General features: G+C 70.7%; 19 protein-coding genes. 15 read left to right on the forward strand and 4 right to left on the reverse strand.

All coding sequences use genetic code 11. From position 1 onward, the window contains the following. Window positions 1–41: 41 nt before the first annotated feature. The 3 genes from AC1DE0_RS07435 to AC1DE0_RS07445 all read right to left on the reverse strand — a co-directional run bounded on the left by AC1DE0_RS07435 (window position 42) and on the right by AC1DE0_RS07445 (window position 2936). On the reverse strand, window positions 42–710 hold the full coding sequence (locus tag AC1DE0_RS07435; protein WP_478098746.1) for a fasciclin domain-containing protein: 669 nt from the start codon (window positions 708–710) through the stop codon (window positions 42–44). A gap of 112 nt (window positions 711–822) precedes the next feature. Then, window positions 823–2406 (reverse strand): molybdopterin-dependent oxidoreductase, encoded by a 1584-nt coding sequence (locus AC1DE0_RS07440; RefSeq protein ID WP_478098748.1) that lies wholly within the window; start codon window positions 2404–2406, stop codon window positions 823–825. Between the two features lie 89 nt (window positions 2407–2495). Beyond that, window positions 2496–2936, reverse strand: a complete 441-nt coding sequence (locus AC1DE0_RS07445) for an SRPBCC family protein (protein ID WP_478098753.1) — start codon at window positions 2934–2936, stop codon at window positions 2496–2498. 120 nt (window positions 2937–3056) lie between these two features. Here AC1DE0_RS07445 and AC1DE0_RS07450 point away from each other — a divergent pair, with 120 nt between their 5' ends. The 6 genes from AC1DE0_RS07450 to AC1DE0_RS07475 all read left to right on the forward strand — a co-directional run bounded on the left by AC1DE0_RS07450 (window position 3057) and on the right by AC1DE0_RS07475 (window position 7340). Beyond that, window positions 3057–4067, forward strand: coding sequence for an ABC transporter ATP-binding protein (locus AC1DE0_RS07450; protein WP_478098755.1), 1011 nt, complete (start codon window positions 3057–3059; stop codon window positions 4065–4067). Continuing rightward, window positions 4064–4810, forward strand: a complete 747-nt coding sequence (locus AC1DE0_RS07455) for an ABC transporter permease (RefSeq protein ID WP_478098757.1) — start codon at window positions 4064–4066, stop codon at window positions 4808–4810. Before AC1DE0_RS07450 ends, AC1DE0_RS07455 begins: the two co-directional genes overlap by 4 nt. Beyond that, entirely contained in the window at window positions 4807–5931 is a 1125-nt protein-coding gene (locus AC1DE0_RS07460) for a sensor histidine kinase (RefSeq protein ID WP_478098759.1), read from the forward strand. The genes AC1DE0_RS07455 and AC1DE0_RS07460 overlap by 4 nt, the downstream gene beginning before the upstream one ends. Next, window positions 5928–6542, forward strand: coding sequence for a response regulator transcription factor (locus AC1DE0_RS07465; RefSeq protein ID WP_478098761.1), 615 nt, complete (start codon window positions 5928–5930; stop codon window positions 6540–6542). The genes AC1DE0_RS07460 and AC1DE0_RS07465 overlap by 4 nt, the downstream gene beginning before the upstream one ends. Window positions 6543–6628: 86 nt before the next feature. Then, entirely contained in the window at window positions 6629–6853 is a 225-nt protein-coding gene (locus AC1DE0_RS07470) for a hypothetical protein (protein ID WP_478098765.1), read from the forward strand. 121 nt (window positions 6854–6974) lie between these two features. Then, entirely contained in the window at window positions 6975–7340 is a 366-nt protein-coding gene (locus tag AC1DE0_RS07475; RefSeq protein ID WP_478098767.1) for a YciI family protein, read from the forward strand. Window positions 7341–7375: 35 nt separating this feature from the next. Here AC1DE0_RS07475 and AC1DE0_RS07480 read toward each other — a convergent pair whose 3' ends face one another. Further along, a complete protein-coding gene (locus AC1DE0_RS07480; protein WP_478098769.1) occupies window positions 7376–8050 on the reverse strand; it encodes an HdeD family acid-resistance protein in 675 nt (224 codons plus the stop codon). Window positions 8051–8203: 153 nt separating this feature from the next. On the opposite strand from AC1DE0_RS07480, the gene AC1DE0_RS07485 reads away from it, so the two are divergent. The 9 genes from AC1DE0_RS07485 to AC1DE0_RS07525 all read left to right on the forward strand — a co-directional run bounded on the left by AC1DE0_RS07485 (window position 8204) and on the right by AC1DE0_RS07525 (window position 16789). Next, window positions 8204–9430, forward strand: coding sequence for an ATP-grasp domain-containing protein (locus AC1DE0_RS07485; protein ID WP_478098771.1), 1227 nt, complete (start codon window positions 8204–8206; stop codon window positions 9428–9430). A gap of 13 nt (window positions 9431–9443) precedes the next feature. Beyond that, window positions 9444–10385, forward strand: a complete 942-nt coding sequence (locus tag AC1DE0_RS07490; protein WP_478098773.1) for a type 1 glutamine amidotransferase family protein — start codon at window positions 9444–9446, stop codon at window positions 10383–10385. Continuing rightward, window positions 10382–11542, forward strand: coding sequence for an alpha/beta hydrolase-fold protein (locus AC1DE0_RS07495; protein WP_478098778.1), 1161 nt, complete (start codon window positions 10382–10384; stop codon window positions 11540–11542). The genes AC1DE0_RS07490 and AC1DE0_RS07495 overlap by 4 nt, the downstream gene beginning before the upstream one ends. A gap of 29 nt (window positions 11543–11571) precedes the next feature. Beyond that, window positions 11572–12297 carry an esterase family protein gene (locus AC1DE0_RS07500; protein ID WP_478098780.1) on the forward strand — a complete coding sequence of 242 codons (726 nt, stop codon included), beginning with the start codon at window positions 11572–11574 and terminating at the stop codon, window positions 12295–12297. After that, window positions 12294–13028, forward strand: a complete 735-nt coding sequence (locus AC1DE0_RS07505; protein ID WP_478098783.1) for a glutamine amidotransferase — start codon at window positions 12294–12296, stop codon at window positions 13026–13028. Before AC1DE0_RS07500 ends, AC1DE0_RS07505 begins: the two co-directional genes overlap by 4 nt. Window positions 13029–13125: 97 nt before the next feature. After that, a complete protein-coding gene (locus tag AC1DE0_RS07510; protein ID WP_478098786.1) occupies window positions 13126–13443 on the forward strand; it encodes a hypothetical protein in 318 nt (105 codons plus the stop codon). Window positions 13444–13648: 205 nt separating this feature from the next. After that, window positions 13649–14926: an ABC transporter substrate-binding protein gene (locus tag AC1DE0_RS07515; protein ID WP_478098789.1), complete on the forward strand. Its 1278-nt coding sequence runs from the start codon at window positions 13649–13651 to the stop codon at window positions 14924–14926. A gap of 2 nt (window positions 14927–14928) precedes the next feature. Beyond that, entirely contained in the window at window positions 14929–15933 is a 1005-nt protein-coding gene (locus tag AC1DE0_RS07520; protein WP_478098793.1) for a carbohydrate ABC transporter permease, read from the forward strand. Further along, the gene (locus tag AC1DE0_RS07525; RefSeq protein WP_478098795.1) at window positions 15926–16789 is read left to right on the forward strand and encodes a carbohydrate ABC transporter permease; all 864 of its coding nucleotides are present in this window, start codon (window positions 15926–15928) and stop codon (window positions 16787–16789) included. The genes AC1DE0_RS07520 and AC1DE0_RS07525 overlap by 8 nt, the downstream gene beginning before the upstream one ends. Window positions 16790–16806: the final 17 nt, after the last annotated feature.

The raw sequence follows: 16806 nt of genomic DNA on the forward strand, positions 1-16806 counted from the left end.
CGCCCGTCGTCGTGGTATGCGTCAGCCTGGTCGGGAGACGATCAGGGCATCAGGACGCCGTCGATGATGTACACCGTGGCGTTGGCGGTCGGGACGTTGCCGCAGATGACCTTGGCATCCATCTTGCCGACGGTGAAGTTCTCGCCGGAGCCCTTGACCGTGATCGTGGTGCCGGCGAGGGTCTTGTGGTCACCGGCCAGCATGTCCGGTGCGATCTTGCCGGCCACGACGTGGTTGGTGAGGATCTTGGTCAGGGTGGGCTTGTCAGCGAGCACCTTCTTGAGGTCGGCCGCCGGGATCTTGGCGAACGCGTCGTTGACGGGCGCGAAGACGGTGATCTCGGGGGCCGAGTTGAGGGTGTCGACGAGGCCGGCGGTCTTGACGGCGGTGACGAGCGTCGACAGCAGCGGGTTGTTGCTCGCGGCGGTCGCTACCGGGTCGGTGGCCATGCCGTTGAACGAGCCCTTGCCGTCCTTCGGGACGGCCGCGCAGCCCGCGCCGAAGACGGCCGAGGAGGCGTCCATCGAGGCGGACGAGCTCATCGTCTCCGACGGAGTGCTCGTCATCGTGTCGGCCGGCGTGCTGGCGGCAGGCGTGCTGCCGGCGCCGGGCGAGGTGGTGTTGTCGGTGGAGCTGCCGCAGGCGGCGAGGCTCAGGGGCAGGGCGATCGCGAGTGCGACCAGGCCGGTGCGGGTCTTCAGGGACGTCATGTCAGTCACTCCTTGTGGCTGTGTGGTGCACGGTCAGTGGGGGTTCGGTGCCGCGGTTGCGGCGGATTGCTTGCACGAGAGGTTTTTCCGTGGGTGCTTCGTCCGTATGCATTCACGCGACGGTCACCACCACCTCCTGGATCCCGCTCGAACCGCTGGGGAACGGCGTGGCTCGCTCCGTGAGCTGCAGGCGGCCCTGTCGGTCGGTGGCGCGGACGGAGATGCGGTGGAGGCCGGGCTGCGCGTCCCACGGGAGGAACCACTGTCGCCAGTAGTCGATGCCGACGTCGGGACCGAGTTTCGTTGCCTGCCACGGGCCGTCGTCGATCTTCACTTCGACCTTGCCGACGCCGCGGTGCTGGGCCCAGGCGACCCCACCGATCGCGATCCGACCCGCATTGACCGTGGAGAGGGGCGCCGGCGTGTCGATGCGGGCACTGGTCTTGATCGGTGCGTCGGTCGCCCACTGGCGCTTGGTCCAGTACGCCTGCTCGGCGGCATACGTGGTGAGGGTGAGCTTGGTCAGCCACTTCGTGGCTCCGACGAAGCCGTAGAGGCCGGGTGTGATGAGGCGTGCCGGGAAGCCGTGGGCGTCGCTGAGCTGGGCGCCGTTCATCCCGATCACCACCATCGCGTCGCGGCCGTCGCGCACGGCGGCCAGGGGCGTGCTGATGGTGAAGCCGTCGACGGCCGTGCTGAGCACCTGGTCCGGCGAGCCCTTGATCCCGGCGCGGTCGAGCACGTCGGTGAGGCGCACCCCCAGCCAGCGGGCTGCGCCGATGTAGCCGCCGCCGACCTCGTTGGAGACGCACGTCATGGTGATGTCACGCTCGATGAGCGGCATGGCGGACAGCTCGGCGAAGGTCATGGTGAAGGGCTTCTCGACCATGCCGTCGACCTCGAGCGTCCAGGTGTCGACGTCGACCTGCGGCACGACGAGGTTGGTGTCGACCCGGTAGAACTTGTCGGTCGGGGTCCGAAGCGGGGAGATGCCCTGCACGGACGACTCGAGCCCTCGGGGCAGCGGCTGCGCGGGGTCCTTCGGCTTCGGGAGGACGATCTGCCGCGCCTTCTCGGCGCCGGCGCGCAGCTGGCCGCCCGCTGCCGCGAGCACGGAGAGGGCGGCAACCCCGGCCGCCCCGCCGAGGAACCTGCGTCGGGCCGGTCGGGTGGCGGCGCGGCTGGAGGCGTCCTCGGCGCGGACGCGCATGACGGCCCCGCGAGGCCCCGTGGCGACACCGGGCGCTCCCGACTCGACCCCCTCGCCGGCGGCCCGTGCGGCGAGCCTCCGCAGCACGAGCAGCCCGGCGACACCGACGGCCATGGCCGTGACGGAAGGAAGTGCGTCGCGCGGTGCGGCTGTCGGCCGCAACAGGGCCGCGGCCCCGGCCAGCCCGGTGAGCAGCACGATCAGTGCCACACCCACGGACGGACGTCGGCGCGCCAGCAGCCCGGCGACGGCGGCGAGCACGAGCGTCCCGACGAGCACCGACCCCTGCAGCACCGCCTTGTCAGCGGTGCCGAACGTCGAGATGGCCCATTCCTTGACCGGGGTCGGCGTCAGGTCGATGACGGTCGACCCGACCGCGAGCACCGGCGATGCGGCGGGTGACAGGAAGGCCGCCACGAGGTGGCCGGCAGCGATGCCGGCCACGGCGGCGAGGATCCCGCACAGGGCAAAACGTAGGCGCGTCATGCACCGTGCTTCGGCGCGGTCGCTCCGATCGGATGGTCAGCGCGGGCTCGCGCCGGATGAAGCGTCCGTGCCGGACGAGGCGTCGGCGCTCAGCCGCGCAGCAGGCGGCGGATGGTGGTGGCGTACGCGAGTCGCGCGACGAACGCGACGACGGGGTCGAGTACGCCAGGCAGCGGCCACACCCGGATGACCTGCTCCCACTCGACCCGCGAGCCACCCGCCGTCGGTGTCACCGCCACATCGATCTGCCCGCGAACCACGTTGCCCTCCTTGCGGATCCGCGCTGACCCGCCCCCTCCGGACTGGGGCGGCGTGATCTCGTCCACGACCATGCGGTCGTCGAAGCCCACCGGCCCGACGGCAGTGCGAGCCACGAACCGCGACCCGGCCCGCAGCCCGTCGGCCGTCAGTACCTCACCCCGCAGGGTCGTCAGCGGGATGGCGCGGGTGTGGGCGCGCAGGTCGAACAGCCGCCGCCACGCCTCCTCGGCGGACAGCTCGGTCTCGACCTCGACGATGAACCGTGCCATGCCGACAGTCTGGCCCACCACGTCGTTCGCGCACGGCGCCGGCCGGGCATGACACCTGTCACGGGCAGGTCGTGACCATTGCCCCTGACGCCGGCCGCCGGCGCTTGGGAGAGTGGCACCGTGACCACACCGACCACAGCGAACGCGCCGGCCATCGAGCTGCGCGACCTCGTGAAGACCTTCCCGCCCCAACGTGGCTCGCACGACCGTGAGGTGCGTGCCGTCGACGCGATCGACCTGCGCATCGAGCCCGGTGAGATCGTCGCCTTCCTCGGCCCGAACGGCGCCGGCAAGACCACGACCCTCGACATGGCGCTCGGGCTCACCGAGCCCACGAGCGGCACCGTCGAGGTCTTCGGCCGACGCCCGCGTGAGGCCGTCGTCTCGGGCGCCGTCTCGGCCGTCCTCCAAACCGGCGGCTTGCTGCGCGACCTCACCGTCCGCGAGACGGTGCGCATGATCGCGTCGACGTATGCCGTGCACTCGCCCGTCGACGAGGTCATCGAGCGCGCGGGGCTGACGACGCTCGCCGGCCGCCGGGTGTCCAAGTGCTCCGGGGGCGAGCAGCAGCGCCTGCGGTTCGCGCTCGCACTGCTTCCCGACCCGCGACTGCTCATCCTCGACGAGCCCACTGCGGGCATGGATGTCACGGCCCGCCGCGACTTCTGGGACACCATGCACGCAGACGCCAGCGCCGGCCGCACCGTCGTCTTCGCGACGCACTACCTCGAGGAGGCGGACGCCTTCGCCGACCGCATCGTCCTCATCGCCGGCGGGCGCATCGTCGCCGACGGCACGACCGCCGAGATCCGTTCGCGCGCCAGCGGTCGCACCGTGTCGGCGACCCTGCCGGACGGTTCAAGGGACGAGGCGATCGCCGTCCTGCGAGCGGCCGACGGCGTGAGCGCGGTCGACGAACGCGGATCCCGTGTCGTCATGACCGCGACCGACTCCGACGCGGTGGCCCGCCTCCTCCTGGGCGACCTCGGCGGCAGCGACCTCGAGATCGTGACCGCAGGCCTCGAGCAGGCCTTCATGGCCCTCACCGGCGACGACCGCGAGGCCCGCGACGACCCCAAGGCCAACCACCCCGCCCACCCGGCCCACCACGATGAGGAGCTCGTCCGATGAACGCGACCTTCACGCTGCTCGAGATGCGCCGGATCACGCGCGACTGGGCCGGCATGTTCTTCACCGCCGTGCTGCCCGCCTTCTTCTACCTGATCTTCGGCGCGACGGTGAACGCCAAGGGCGCCGACATCGGCAACGGCAACGTCGCCATGTACGTGATGATCAGCATGGCGGCCTACGGCGCCGTCACCGCCACGACGAGCATCGGTGGCAACGCCGCCGTCGAGCGCGTGCAGGGCTGGGGTCGCCAGCTCGGTCTGACGCCGCTGGCCGACGGCTCCTACATCGCGATGAAGGCGCTCATCGCGATGACGGTGGCGGCTGTGCCGATCCTGCTCACCTACGCCCTCGGCGCTGTGACCGGCGCCAAGGGGTCCGCAGGTGCGTGGGCTCTCAGCGCAGTCCTGGTGCTCGTCGGCTCGTCGGTCTTCGCCCTCTACGGCCTGCTCATCGGCACGGCGTTCCGCTCCGAGGCGGCCGTCGGCGCCGCCGCGGGGACCCTCGTGATCTTCGCCTTCCTCGGCAACCTCTTCATCCCCCTGTCGGGTGCGTTGCTGTCGTTCGCCAAGCTGACCCCCCTCTACGGGTATGCCGCCTTGGCCCGCTACCCGCTCACCGAGGGGTTCCTGCCCGACGGGTCACGTGACCCGCTGTGGCTGCCGGTCACCAACGTGGCCGTCTGGGCGGTGGTCTTCGGTGTGCTGGCGACGGTGCTCGTGCGGCGCGGTCGGGAGCGCCAGTGACCGCACCCGAGACGCCGGTGGCCGGGCAGCGGACGACCAGCGACCCCGCGGTCAACCCGTGGGAACGCTGGTCGTGGGTCATCCAGACGGTCTGGCTCGTCTTCCTCGTCTTCCCGGTGCTCGCGGTCGTCGGCGAGCCCCGCCCGCTCTGGCAGGTCGTGCTCGGGCTGGCGCTCATCGTCACCTTCGGCCTCGTGTACGCGTTGGGCGCGCAGCACCTGCAGCGGCTCGAACGCGCGTGCCGGCCGTGGACGGGCCGGGGCGTCGCCTACCTGGCCGTGCTGGTCGGGTGCACGGTGGGCACGGCGACCCTCATCGGCGCCGGCAGCCTCGGCTTCCTGCCGTTCGTCGTGTCGTTCGGGATGTTCGCCCTGCCCATCGTCTGGTCGATGGTGGTCGGGGTCGTGTGCGTCGTCGTGGCCGGCCTGACCGCGCTGTTCATCGACCGGGAGGAGGGCTCCTGGGTCGTGGCGATCATCGTCTTCGCGGTCGGTGCCATGACGGCCGCGATCCGCCTGATGACCGACCGCGGCGCGCAGTACGAGGCGATGTCGCGCGAGCTGGCGCTCGTCGCCGAGCGCGAGCGCGTCGCCCGCGACGTCCATGACGTGCTCGGCCACTCGCTCACCGTCGTCACGGTCAAGGCCGAGCTGGCCGAGCGGCTCGTCGACCTCGACCCCGAGCGCGCCAAGGGCGAGCTCGCCGAGATCCAGGCCCTGAGCCGCCAGGCGCTCGTCGAGATCCGGGAGACGGTCGGCGGCCTTCGACAGGCGCGGCTCGACAACGAGCTCATCTCTGCGAGAACGGCGCTCGCGGGTGCGGGCATCGAGGCCCACGTGCCCGAGGACCCCACCGGCGTCGACCCGAGGCACCGCACGGTGCTGGCCTGGGTGCTGCGCGAGGCGACCACCAACGTGGTGCGCCACAGCGACGCCGACGCGTGCTGGGTCGAGCTCGACACCGACCGCCTGACGGTGCGCGACGACGGGAGGGGGCTCGGCGGGCGACCCGAGGGCAACGGCATACGTGGTCTGCGTGAGAGGGTCGAGGCCGCGGGCGGTCGGCTCGCGCTCGAGACCGGCCCGGAGGGCCACGGGACCGTGCTGGAGGTGACGCTGTGAGCGAGTCGATCAAGGTGCTGCTCGCCGACGACCAGGCGCTCGTCCGCGGTGCCCTCGCCGCCTTGCTGGCCCTCGAGGCGGACCTCGAGGTCGTCGCCGAGGTGGGCCGCGGCGACGAGGTCGTCGACGCCGCCCGACGCTCCGGCGCCCACGTGTGCCTGCTCGACATCGAGATGCCCGGCATCGACGGCATCGCGGCGGCGGCCGCCGTGCGCGAGGCGCTCCCCGGCGTGCGCACGCTCGTCGTGACGACCTTCGGCCGGCCCGGCTACCTGCGCCGCGCCCTCGAGGCCGGCGCCTCGGGCTTCGTCGTCAAGGACACCCCCGCGCGGCAGCTCGCCGAGGCCGTCCGCCGCGTCCACGCCGGGCTGCGGGTCGTCGACCCGTCGCTGGCCACCGAGTCGCTCGTCGACGGGGCGAACCCGCTCACCGAGCGTGAGCGCGACGTGCTGCAGGTGGCCCTGCGCGGCGGCACGGTGGCGGCCATCGCCGAGGTGGTGCACCTGTCGTACGGCACGGTGCGCAACCACCTCAGCTCGGCCATCGGCAAGACCGGCACCTCGACCCGCGCCGAGGCCGCCCGCGTCGCCCAGGAGCGCGGCTGGCTCTGACCCTCCCCACGCCTCGTCGATTCGCGTTTCGGCCGGCGTGAGGGTGGATGCTGATGGTGCAGCCCACTGCACGCACGACTGAACCCGTGCGCGGTCTCACGGCGTTCAAGGTGTGGAGGTTTCCCACGGTCATGTGGGTCCTGCCCGGACGGAACCAGTACCACTTCATCTCGTGGTCCTACGGGCACCTCGCCCTCGTGCTCGTGCAGCACTCCGACGGGGGTGATGGACCTCTGATGGCCTGTGACGCAGTGACGCACGCGTGCGACCGGCTCGCGCCCCGCGGGGCGGTGCTGCTGCCGGCTTCATGACCCACGCCGGAGCGCGCTGGTGCGAGATCTTTCGGGAATCGAACTGTCGGTGGTGGCCCATGCCGATCGACGTCGTGGTGGAGGCTGGGACCGACCCGGCCGGCAGACGAAGGAGAGAAACGTGCGCTACCTGATGATCCACAAGATCGACGAGGCACGCCCCGAGGCGTGGAACCCGAGCCAGGAGTTCCAGGACGCGATGGGTGCGCTCATGAGCGAGTACGCCGAGTCGGGCGTGCTGCTCGCCGCCGAGGGGGTCACCCAGACCAAGGACGGCGCGATCGTGCGCAAGACCGAGGGCGCCGGTGTCGCCGTCACCGACGGCCCGTTCAGCGAGGCCCGCGAGGTCATCGGCGGTTTCGCCCTCGTCAACGTGTCGAGCAAGGAGGAGGCCGTCGAGCTGGCCTCGAAGTTCGCGTCCCTCTTCGACGAGGTGTCGGTGGAGGTCCGCCGCGTCTTCGAGTTCGAGGACCTGCCCCAGGGCTGAGGGCGTGGCTGAGGGCCTCCCCATGGCGTATGCCGTCAGGCGGGCGCGGGACGAGGAGTCGAGGCGCCCGGCGTGCGCGCACGCCGGGCCATGAAGGCCGTGACGAGCTCGGCCACGCCGATGAGCACGAGCATGATGCCGGCCAGCCGGGCGAGCAGCACCAGCGACGAGCCGGGGAAGATCGCCACGACGAGCCCGCCGAGCACCGAGACGACGCCGCTCGCGATGAGGAAGGTCCGGGCCGAGGCCGAGCGTCCCGTGCGCAGGCCCTGCGCCAGCGCGGCGACGCCCTCGGAGAGCCACCCGGCGGCGATGACGATGGCGATGACGAGCAGCGACGTGCCGGGGCGGAAGAGGCAGATGACACCGGCGACGATCGACAGGGCGCCGAGGGCCAGCGAGACCGGCTTGAGCCACCCGGGGTCGCTGGACAGCATGCGGCTCGTCGAGATGCGCAGGGCCCCAGCGACGATGAGCTGCAGGCCGAAGACGATCGCGACGACGAGAAGGGTCACCCCGGGCCAGACGAGCACCAGGACGCCCAGCACGATCGAGAGGACGCCGAGCGCGACGAGCGGCATCGTCCAGCCGGAGCCGGACTCCTCGAGGGTCATGCGGTGCCGGCCGCGGTCGCTGTGGCTGCCGTGGTCGTCGAGGCGGCCCGGCTCGGCGGGATCGGGTGACGCGGCGTTCGGGACGGTGGTCGACATGGTTCCTCCTGAGGGGGGAGGTCGGCCCGATGTGCAGCCCTTGCAGTCTCGCCCCGACAGCGACCACGAATGGCCCAAACGACGCAGAACGCGCCACACCCACGCAGCCGCGAGGCGTGGCGTCCTCACAGGCCTACCGATAGCGTCGGCGACGTGAACATCATCTTCGTGGAGCCGTCGTTCCCGGCCAACCAGCGCCGCTTCGTGCACGCGCTCGCCTCGGTGGGCGCCAACGTGTACGGCATCGGTGAGTCCGAGGAGGGGCACCTGGGCGATGTGCTCGGTGACCTGCGCGGCTACTACCGCGTCGGCTCGGTCACGAACGTCGACCAGATGGTCGAGGCGGTGCGCTACTTCCAGGACAAGGTCTGGATCGATGCGCTCGAGGCGACGGTCGAGGCGCACACGATGCCGGCGGCGCAGGTCCGAGAGATCTGCGGCATCCCCGGCACGAGCGTTCGCACGACATGGCTCTGCCGCGACAAGCCGTCGATGAAGGAGGCGCTGCGCCAGGCCGGCGTGCCCACCGCGGCGAGCGCGGCGGTCGACTCCGCCGGCGAGGCACGGGCCTTCGCCGAGCGCGAGGGCTACCCGCTGATCCTCAAGCCGCGCGCGGGCGCCGGAGCCCAGGGCACGGTCCGCGTCGACAGCGACCGCGAGCTCGAGCAGGCGCTGCAGGGCTACGCGCGCGAGGGCGCCACGTCGATCGCCATCGAGGAGTTCGTCGAGGGCCACGAGGGCTTCTACGACACGATCTCGCTCGGCGGGCGGGTCGTGCACGACTGGGTCACGCACTACTACCCCAACGTCCTCGAGGCGATGCGCCACCGCTGGATCTCCCCGCAGTTCATCACGACCAACCGCATCGACGAGCCCGGCAACTCCTTCTACGCCGAGGTGCGCGAGCTCGGTCGCCGGGTCATCGACGCCCTGGGCATCGAGACGTCGGCCACGCACATGGAGTGGTTCTACGGCCCGAAGGGCCTGAAGTTCAGCGAGATCGGCTGCCGGCCGCCGGGTGTCGGCGCGTGGGACGTCTACTCCGCCGCCAACGACGTCGACGTCTACCGCGAGTGGGCGCACGTCATCACCCACCGCGCCCCGGAGCAGCCGATGAAGCGCACGTATGCCGCCGGCATCGTCGCGCTTCGCCCCGACCGTGACGGGTCGATCATCGGCTACAGCGGCATCGACGAGATCCAGTCGCGCTACGGCGAGTGGGTCATCGACGGCCACTTCCCACCAGTGGGCCACGGCACGCAGGGCGTCGAGGCCGGCTACATGGCCAACGCGTGGGTGCGGCTGCGCCACCCCGACTTCGACACGGCCAAGGCGATGCTCGACGACGTCGGCCGCACTATCCGCGTGCACGCAGGCTGAGCGCCCGCGCTCCATGACGACGATCCTGCTCGGACCCCAGCGGTTCACGACGACGGTGGGCTCCACCGTGCGCGCCCTCGGCGTGGACGGACCCATTGCCATGGTCAACTCCGGCTGGGAGGAACGCGAGTCCGACGACGCCGAGCTCGCCGGTCACCTCGACGGCCGCGGCGTCAACCTGCGCCTCTACCAACGGGCCTACGAGCTGCTGGGGGCCGAGCCCGAGCTGCGCGACGTCGTGCTCGACCATCGTTCGCGGCACGACGAGCTCCGCGCCTTCTACGGCCTGCGCCTCCAGTCGGCTTGGGACACCGTCTTCGCGGTCCGTCACCGCACGTCACGGCACGGCATCGGCGAGGGTGCCGAGCGGGCCGCGCTGCAGGCCCTGTCCGACGTCGACGACTGGTACGCGTATGAGGTGGCCCGGCTCGTCGAGCAGACGGCGGCCACCGACGCGTTCAGGGGCAGCCCGGCGCTCGCCGCCCAGCGCACCGAGGTCGCCGAGCTGCTCACCTCCGCGGCCGCCGTCGTCGTGGCCGGCGGGCACGTCGGCCTGCTCATGGAGACCCTCCGGCTCTTCGCCGTGTCGATCCCGGCCACGACGCCGGTCATCGCCTGGTCGGCGGGGGCGATGGCCGTCTGCGACCCCGTCGTCCTCTTCCACGACTTCGCGCCCCACGGCGTCACGGCGCCCGAGGTGCACGACCGCGGCTTGGGACGGGTGCGCGGAGTCGTGCCGCTCCCGCACGCACGCCGTCGTCTCGCCCTCGACGACCGCGACCGGATGGCGGTCTTCGCGGCGCGCTTCCCCGCCCACCGCCTGGTGCCGCTCGACGCCGGCACGGTCGTCCGGCTCGGGCCGCGAAGCACCGACGCAGACGGACGCGCGGTGCTCCCCGAGGGCACGCGCGTGCTGTCCACCGCGGGCACTCTCGTCACCGAGGGGGCCGCGTGAGCACCCAGGCCCGCACGGCGCGGCTCGCCGTCAACAGCCTGCGCGAGCGGCTGCCGCTCGACGGCCCGACGATCGACCGCTTCCTCGAGCGCTTCGGCTGTCCCATCATCGAGGGCGAGCGCGCCACGTTCCTCTACCGCGGTGACGTCGACGAGGTGTGGGTGCGCCACCGCGTCGTCGGCCTGCCGGACCCGTTGCCGCTCAAGCGGATCGGCGAGTCCGACCTCTGGTCCGTGACCACCGTGCTGCCCGAGGGGTCGCGGGTCGAGTACCAGGTCGAGATCCGCAAGGGCGAGCACTACGAGCGCTTCAACGACCCGCTCAACCCGCGCCTGGCACACAGTCCGATGGGGTCGTCGTCGGTGTGCGCAGCCATCGGCTACCGCGTGCCCGACTGGGTGGCGTTCGACCCCGAGGCGCGACAGGGCACGCTCGTCGAGGAGCAGATCCGCAGCAAGGCGCTGCGTCGCGACCAGCCCGTGCAGATCTACCTGCCCGCGCGCTTCAACCGGGCCCAGCGCTACCCGCTCCTCGTCGTGCACGACGGCACCGACTTCCTCGAGTTCGCGGCGATGAAGACGGTGCTCGACAACCTGATCCACCGGCTCGACATCGACCCGCTCGTCGCGGTCTTCGTGCCACCTCGCGACCGGCTCAAGGAGTACCCCAACCACGCGCCGCACGCCCGCTTCATCGCCCGCGAGCTCGTGCCGCTGCTGACCGAGCGGTTGCCGCTCATCGACACCCCCGAGGCCCGCTGCCTCATGGGCAGCTCCTTCGGCGGCATCGCGTCGCTCTCGACGGCCGTGCGCTACCCCGGCTACTTCGGATCGCTCATGCTGCAGTCGGCGTCGCTGGTCTTCACCGACATCGGCTTCGACCACGGCGGCGGGCCCGCCTTCGACCCGGTGGTGAAGTTCGTCAACCGGTTCCGCGAGAAGCCCTCGGCCGTCGTCGACCGCATCTTCATGACGTGCGGTGTCTACGAGCCGCTCATCACCCCGAACCGCTCGATGGTGCCGGTCTTCCGTCACACGGGCATGAAGGTGCGCTACACCGAGGCCCGCGACGGCCACAACTGGGAGAACTGGCGCGACCGCCTCGGCGACGGCCTCTCCTGGATCTTCCCCGGACCCCAGAAGTTCGTCTACGAGTGACGGGCGCAACCCAAGAAGGCAGGCAACCCATGAAGGTGACCGACCGGTGGCACTCCGACCGCCTGGGCCAGGACATCACCGTCGCGCGGTGGGGCACCTATGGCGTTCCGGTGCTGCTCTTCCCGACGGCAGGTGGTGATGCCGAGGAGGTCGAGCGGCACAAGATGATCGCCCACCTCATGCCGCTCATCGACGCCGGCCGCGCGAAGGTCTACTCGTGCGACAGCGTCGCCGGCAAGGCCATGGCCGAGTCGATCGGGTCGACGGAGTACCGCATGGCCCTGTTCAACGCGTTCCACGACGCGGTCGCCTCCGAGATCATCCCGGCTATCCACTCCGACGTCGGCGGCCAGCTGCCCGTCGTGGTGGCTGGTGCCTCGATCGGGGCCTTCAACGCCCTGGCGATCACCTGCCGCTACCCGCACCTCGTCGACTCGGCCGTGTGCATGAGCGGCACGTACGCCATCGAGAAGTTCATCGGCGGCCGCTTCACCGACGACATGTACTTCAGCTCGCCACTGCACTTCCTGCCCGACCTCGGTGGCCACACCCTCGACACCCTGCGCCGGCGGATGATCGTGCTCGCCTCTGGAAGTGGCCAGTGGGAGGACCCGGGCGAGGCGTGGGCCGTGGCCGAGGTGCTGGGCGCCAAGGGTATCCCCAACCGCGTCGACGACTGGGGTCCTGCCTACAAGCACGACTGGCCCACGTGGTGGGAGATGCTCCCGACCTACCTCGACGACCTGCTGCCGTGAGCCGCCGCCCCTTCCTGCTGCTCACCTCCCGCATCGACGACGCCCTGGCCGAGCAGGAGCGCGACGCCTTCGCGCGCCTGACCGGCCTCGGCCGCGACGACGTGGTGCACGTGCGGATCGAGCAAGGAGCGTTCCTGCCGCTCGACGTGACGGCGTACGCCGGTGTGGTGCTCGGCGGGAGCCCCTTCACCGTCAGCGAGCCGCGCGACTCGAAGACGCCGACCGAGCGTCGCGTCGAGGAGGAGCTGACCGACCTCATCCGTGAGCTCGTCGACCAGCAGGTGCCCTACCTGGGCCTCTGCTACGGCATCGGGGCGACGAGCCTCGCGCTCGGTGGTCTCGTGGACCGCACCTACGGCGAGCCCGTGGGCTCCACGACCGTCCGCCTGACCCCCGCTGCGGCCGACGACCCGATCTTCCGCGCGCTGCCCGCCACCTTCACCGCCTTCGTCGGCCACAAGGAGGCGGCCACCGAGCCCCCGCCGGGAGCGGTCGTCGTGGCCACGAGCGACCCCTGCCCCGTGCAGGCCTATCGGGTCGGCCCCTGCGCCTGGGTGACCCAGTTCCACCCCGAGCTCGAGCTCGAGACCTTCGTCGAGCGCATCCGGCCCTACGCGAACCTCGGCTACTTCCGCCCCGACGAGCAGGACACGATCATCGAGTCGGTGCGCACCGCCGACGTCTCGCCGGCGCACGACGTGCTGAAGAGGTTCGTGGCCGAGTTCTCCTGAGCCGAGGCTACTTTGGGGCGATGGAGGACCTCGCGGCCTCGGTGACACGAGTCGCCGACGAGCACGGCTTCTCCGGTTCGGTCCGTCCGACTACGTCGTGACCTCACGACGTCGTGGCCGAGCGCGTCTGCGCTCCGGCGGGACTCGCGCACACGGCGGACGCGTCGTCCCCGAGCGCTGGGTCGCCGAGATGGTGCGGCCGCGCAGCGTGTCGCCTGACGACGGGCGACGCCTCGGCCTCGGCCTCTGGCTCGCCCCGACCGGCGACGGGCTGGTCATGAACGGCTACGACGCGGGGGTCTCCGCGTGCTGCGCGCACGAGCCCGGCAGGTCGCTCACCTGGACGGTCGTCTCGAACGAGAGCAACGGCATACGCCCGCTCGTCCGGCACCTCGCGGAGCGCCTGGACGCCTGAAGGCCCGCGAGCGACCACGTCGTTCGGCTACCCACCGGTCACCGGCCGAGCGGGAGATCCGCGCTGTCCGGCTGTCGCCCAGTGGATTGACACATGCGTGATTTTGCTCAATTCTGTGTCCGGTCGCTCACAAACGAGCAGCACGCGGAAGCGACGACGCAGCACGACCCGCCCGACGATGTGCCCGGTCCCCAAGGAGAAGTCCATGCGCAGCACCCGCCTCTTGGCCGTCACGGCCGTCCTCACCCTCGGCCTGACCGCCTGCGGAAGCTCGAGCGGAGGTGGGGCGCCCGACGCCCAGCCCGAGAGCGGGCCGGTCACCATCAGCTACGGGATCTGGGACAAGAACCAGCTCCCGGCCATGCAGAAGATCGCCGACGAGTTCCACGCCGCGAACCCGAACGTGACGGTGAAGATCCAGGTGACGCCGTTCAAGCAGTACTTCACGACGCTGCAGACCGCGGCCTCCGGTGGCGGCGCCCCCGACGTCTTCTGGATGAACGGCCCGAACTTCAAGCTGTATGCCGCGAACCAGCAGCTGCTGCCCCTCGAGAAGACCGTCAGCACGGCCAAGCTCGACCTCGCGAAGTACCCCAGCGCCCTCGTCGACCTCTACACCTGGGAGGGCAAGGCGTACGGCATCCCGAAGGACTTCGACACGATCGGCGTCTGGTACAACAAGGCGCTCTTCGACGCGAAGAAGGTGCCCTACCCGAAGGACGACTGGACCTGGGCCGACTTCCAGTCCGCCGCCCGCGCCGTCACCGACAGGGGCAAGGGCGTCTACGGCGCGGCCGCCCCGGTCGAGGACCAGGCCGGCTTCTACGACACCATCCCGTCGGCCGGCGGCCAGGTCATCGACGCCGCGGGCACCAAGAGCGGCTTCGACTCGCCCGAGGCGCTCAAGGGCATCGAGTTCTGGACCTCGCTCGTCAAGGACGGCGCGTCCCCGACCGTCCAGCAGATGACCGACACGAGCCCGGGCGACCTCTTCAAGGCCGGCAAGGTCGGCATGTACTGGAACGGGTCGTGGGCCGCGGTCGAGTACAACGACGTGCCCGAGCTGAAGAACACCGTCAACGTCGCGCCGGTGCCTGCCGGACCGAAGGGCCAGATCTCGGTCATCCACGGTCTCGGCAACGTCATCTACGCGAAGACGAAGCACGTGGACGCTGCGCAGAAGTTCGTCGGTTTCCTCGGCGGCGAGCGCGCGGCGCAGATCCAGGCCGAAGCCGGCGCGGTGATCCCGGCCTACGAGGGCACCCAGCAGGCCTGGGTGACCTCGATGCCGCAGTTCAACCTCAAGGCCTACGTCGACGAGGTCGCCACGGCCGTGCCCTACCCGGCGTCGAAGAACACCAAGGCGTGGACGACCCTGCAGACCGACCTGCTCACCAAGGTGTGGAACGGCGAGGTCGACGCGGCGACGGGCCTGAAGGACCTCGCCACCCAGATGAACGCAGCGCTCGCCAAGGAGAAGTGACCGTGACGTGCGTCGTCACGCAGTCCGAGGCCGGTTCGGGGGCCGCGGGTGCCACCCCCACCGGTGGCCTGACGTCGAGGTCGGGAGGCCGGGGCGACACCCCGGCCCCCCGCCGCGGGGCGATGTCGAAGATGCGCCGCAACGACCTCTTCTGGGCGGCCGTCTTCATCCTGCCGACGCTGCTCGGCCTCGTCGTCTTCTACCTGTGGCCGGTCGTGCGCACCCTGCTCATCTCCTTCACCGAGACGGGCCCGTTCGGCGGCTCGGAGTGGGTCGGCCTCGACAACTACACGAAGCTGCTCGGCGACGTCCGGCTCTGGGAGACCCTCCTCAACACGGTGAAGTTCACCGTCGTCGCCCTGCTCGGCATCCCGATCGCGCTCGTCATCGCGGCGCTGCTCTCGACAGAGGGACTGCGCGGGGTCCGCGTCTACCGGGTGCTCTTCTTCCTGCCGGTCGTCACCATGCCCGCGGCCGTCGGCCTCATCTGGCGCACCCTCTACAACGGCGACGTCGGGGTCGTCAACGCGATGCTGCGGGCGGTCGGGATCGAGGGCACCAACTGGCTGTCGAACCCCGCAACCGCCCTGTATGCCATTGCCGCAGTGGGCATCTGGCTCGGCCTCGGCACGCAGATCGTCATCTTCCTCGCCGCCATCCAGGGCGTGCCGAAAGACCTCTACGAGGCGGCCTCGCTCGACGGCGCCGGCCGCATCCGGCAGTTCTGGTCGATCACGCTCCCGCAGATCAGCCCGAGCGTCTTCTTCATCTCGGTGCTCGCGGTCATCGGGGCGCTGCAGACCTTCGACCTGATCTTCGTCATGACCGGCCCGACGAACCCGGCCTACCCGGCGACCGAGACGATCGTCGCGCAGTTCTACCAGCGCGGCTTCGTCGAGAACCAGCAGGGGTATGCCGCCGCGATCGCCCTCGTGATCCTCGTGATCATCGTTGCTGTCACGGCCCTCCAGTTCCGGCTCCAGAAGAGGTGGGTGCACTATGTCTGAGCTTGCGACCCGTCTTCCCCGCGCGCGAGGGCGAAAGCGTCTGCGCCGCAGTCACATCGGCGTCCACGTCGTGCTCATCCTCGGCTCGGTCGTCATGGTCGGCCCGTTCTTCTGGGAGGTCATGACCTCGCTCAAGACGCTCGGCGAGACCCTGACCGTGCCGCCGACGATCCTGCCGAAGAGCCCGCAGTGGTCCAACTACGGCGACGTCTTCGACACCCTGCCGTTCGGGCAGATGTTCTGGAACAGCACGCTCCAGACGGCCGGCCGCGTGCTGGGCCAGCTCGTGCTCTGCTCGATGGCCGGCTACGCGTTCGCCCGGTTCGAGTTCCGGGGGCGTGGCCTGCTCTTCGGCCTCTTCCTGTCGGTGCTCATGGTGCCGAGCCAGCTGTTCCTGCTACCGCAGTACGAGATCATCTCGGGCCTCGGCTGGCTCAACTCGATCCAGGCCCTCATCGTGCCCGGCCTCTTCAGCGCCTTCGGCACGTTCCTGCTGCGGCAGTTCTTCCTCAGCCTGCCGCGCGACCTCGAGGAGGCGGCCAAGCTCGACGGGGCCAACCACTGGCAGATCTTCACCCGCATCATGCTGCCGCTCGCGAAGCCCGGCCTCATCGCGCTCGCGGTGCTCGACGTGCTGTGGTCGTGGAACGACCTCATGTGGCCGCTCGTGGTCAACAACGACCCGACGAAGATGCCGCTATCGGTCGGGCTCGCCTCGCTCATCGGCCAGTTCTCCGTCGACACGACGACGCTCATGGCCGGCTCGGTCCTCGCGACGCTGCCCGTCCTGCTGCTCTTCGTCGTGCTGCAGAAGCAGTTCATCCAGGGCATCGCGTTCAGCGGCTCCAAGGGCTGAGACTCGAACCACCACCC

Source organism: Terrabacter sp. 05T424, assembly GCF_056396225.1.

Coding starts and splice junctions, on each gene's coding strand:
- AC1DE0_RS07435 (WP_478098746.1), bottom strand. CDS start 710: ATGACGTCCCTGAAGACCCGCACCGGCCTGGTCGCACTCGCGATCGCC.
- AC1DE0_RS07440 (WP_478098748.1), bottom strand. CDS start 2,406: ATGACGCGCCTACGTTTTGCCCTGTGCGGGATCCTCGCCGCCGTGGCC.
- AC1DE0_RS07445 (WP_478098753.1), bottom strand. CDS start 2,936: ATGGCACGGTTCATCGTCGAGGTCGAGACCGAGCTGTCCGCCGAGGAG.
- AC1DE0_RS07455 (WP_478098757.1), top strand. CDS start 4,064: ATGAACGCGACCTTCACGCTGCTCGAGATGCGCCGGATCACGCGCGAC.
- AC1DE0_RS07480 (WP_478098769.1), bottom strand. CDS start 8,050: ATGTCGACCACCGTCCCGAACGCCGCGTCACCCGATCCCGCCGAGCCG.
- AC1DE0_RS07490 (WP_478098773.1), top strand. CDS start 9,444: ATGACGACGATCCTGCTCGGACCCCAGCGGTTCACGACGACGGTGGGC.
- AC1DE0_RS07500 (WP_478098780.1), top strand. CDS start 11,572: ATGAAGGTGACCGACCGGTGGCACTCCGACCGCCTGGGCCAGGACATC.
- AC1DE0_RS07515 (WP_478098789.1), top strand. CDS start 13,649: ATGCGCAGCACCCGCCTCTTGGCCGTCACGGCCGTCCTCACCCTCGGC.
- AC1DE0_RS07525 (WP_478098795.1), top strand. CDS start 15,926: ATGTCTGAGCTTGCGACCCGTCTTCCCCGCGCGCGAGGGCGAAAGCGT.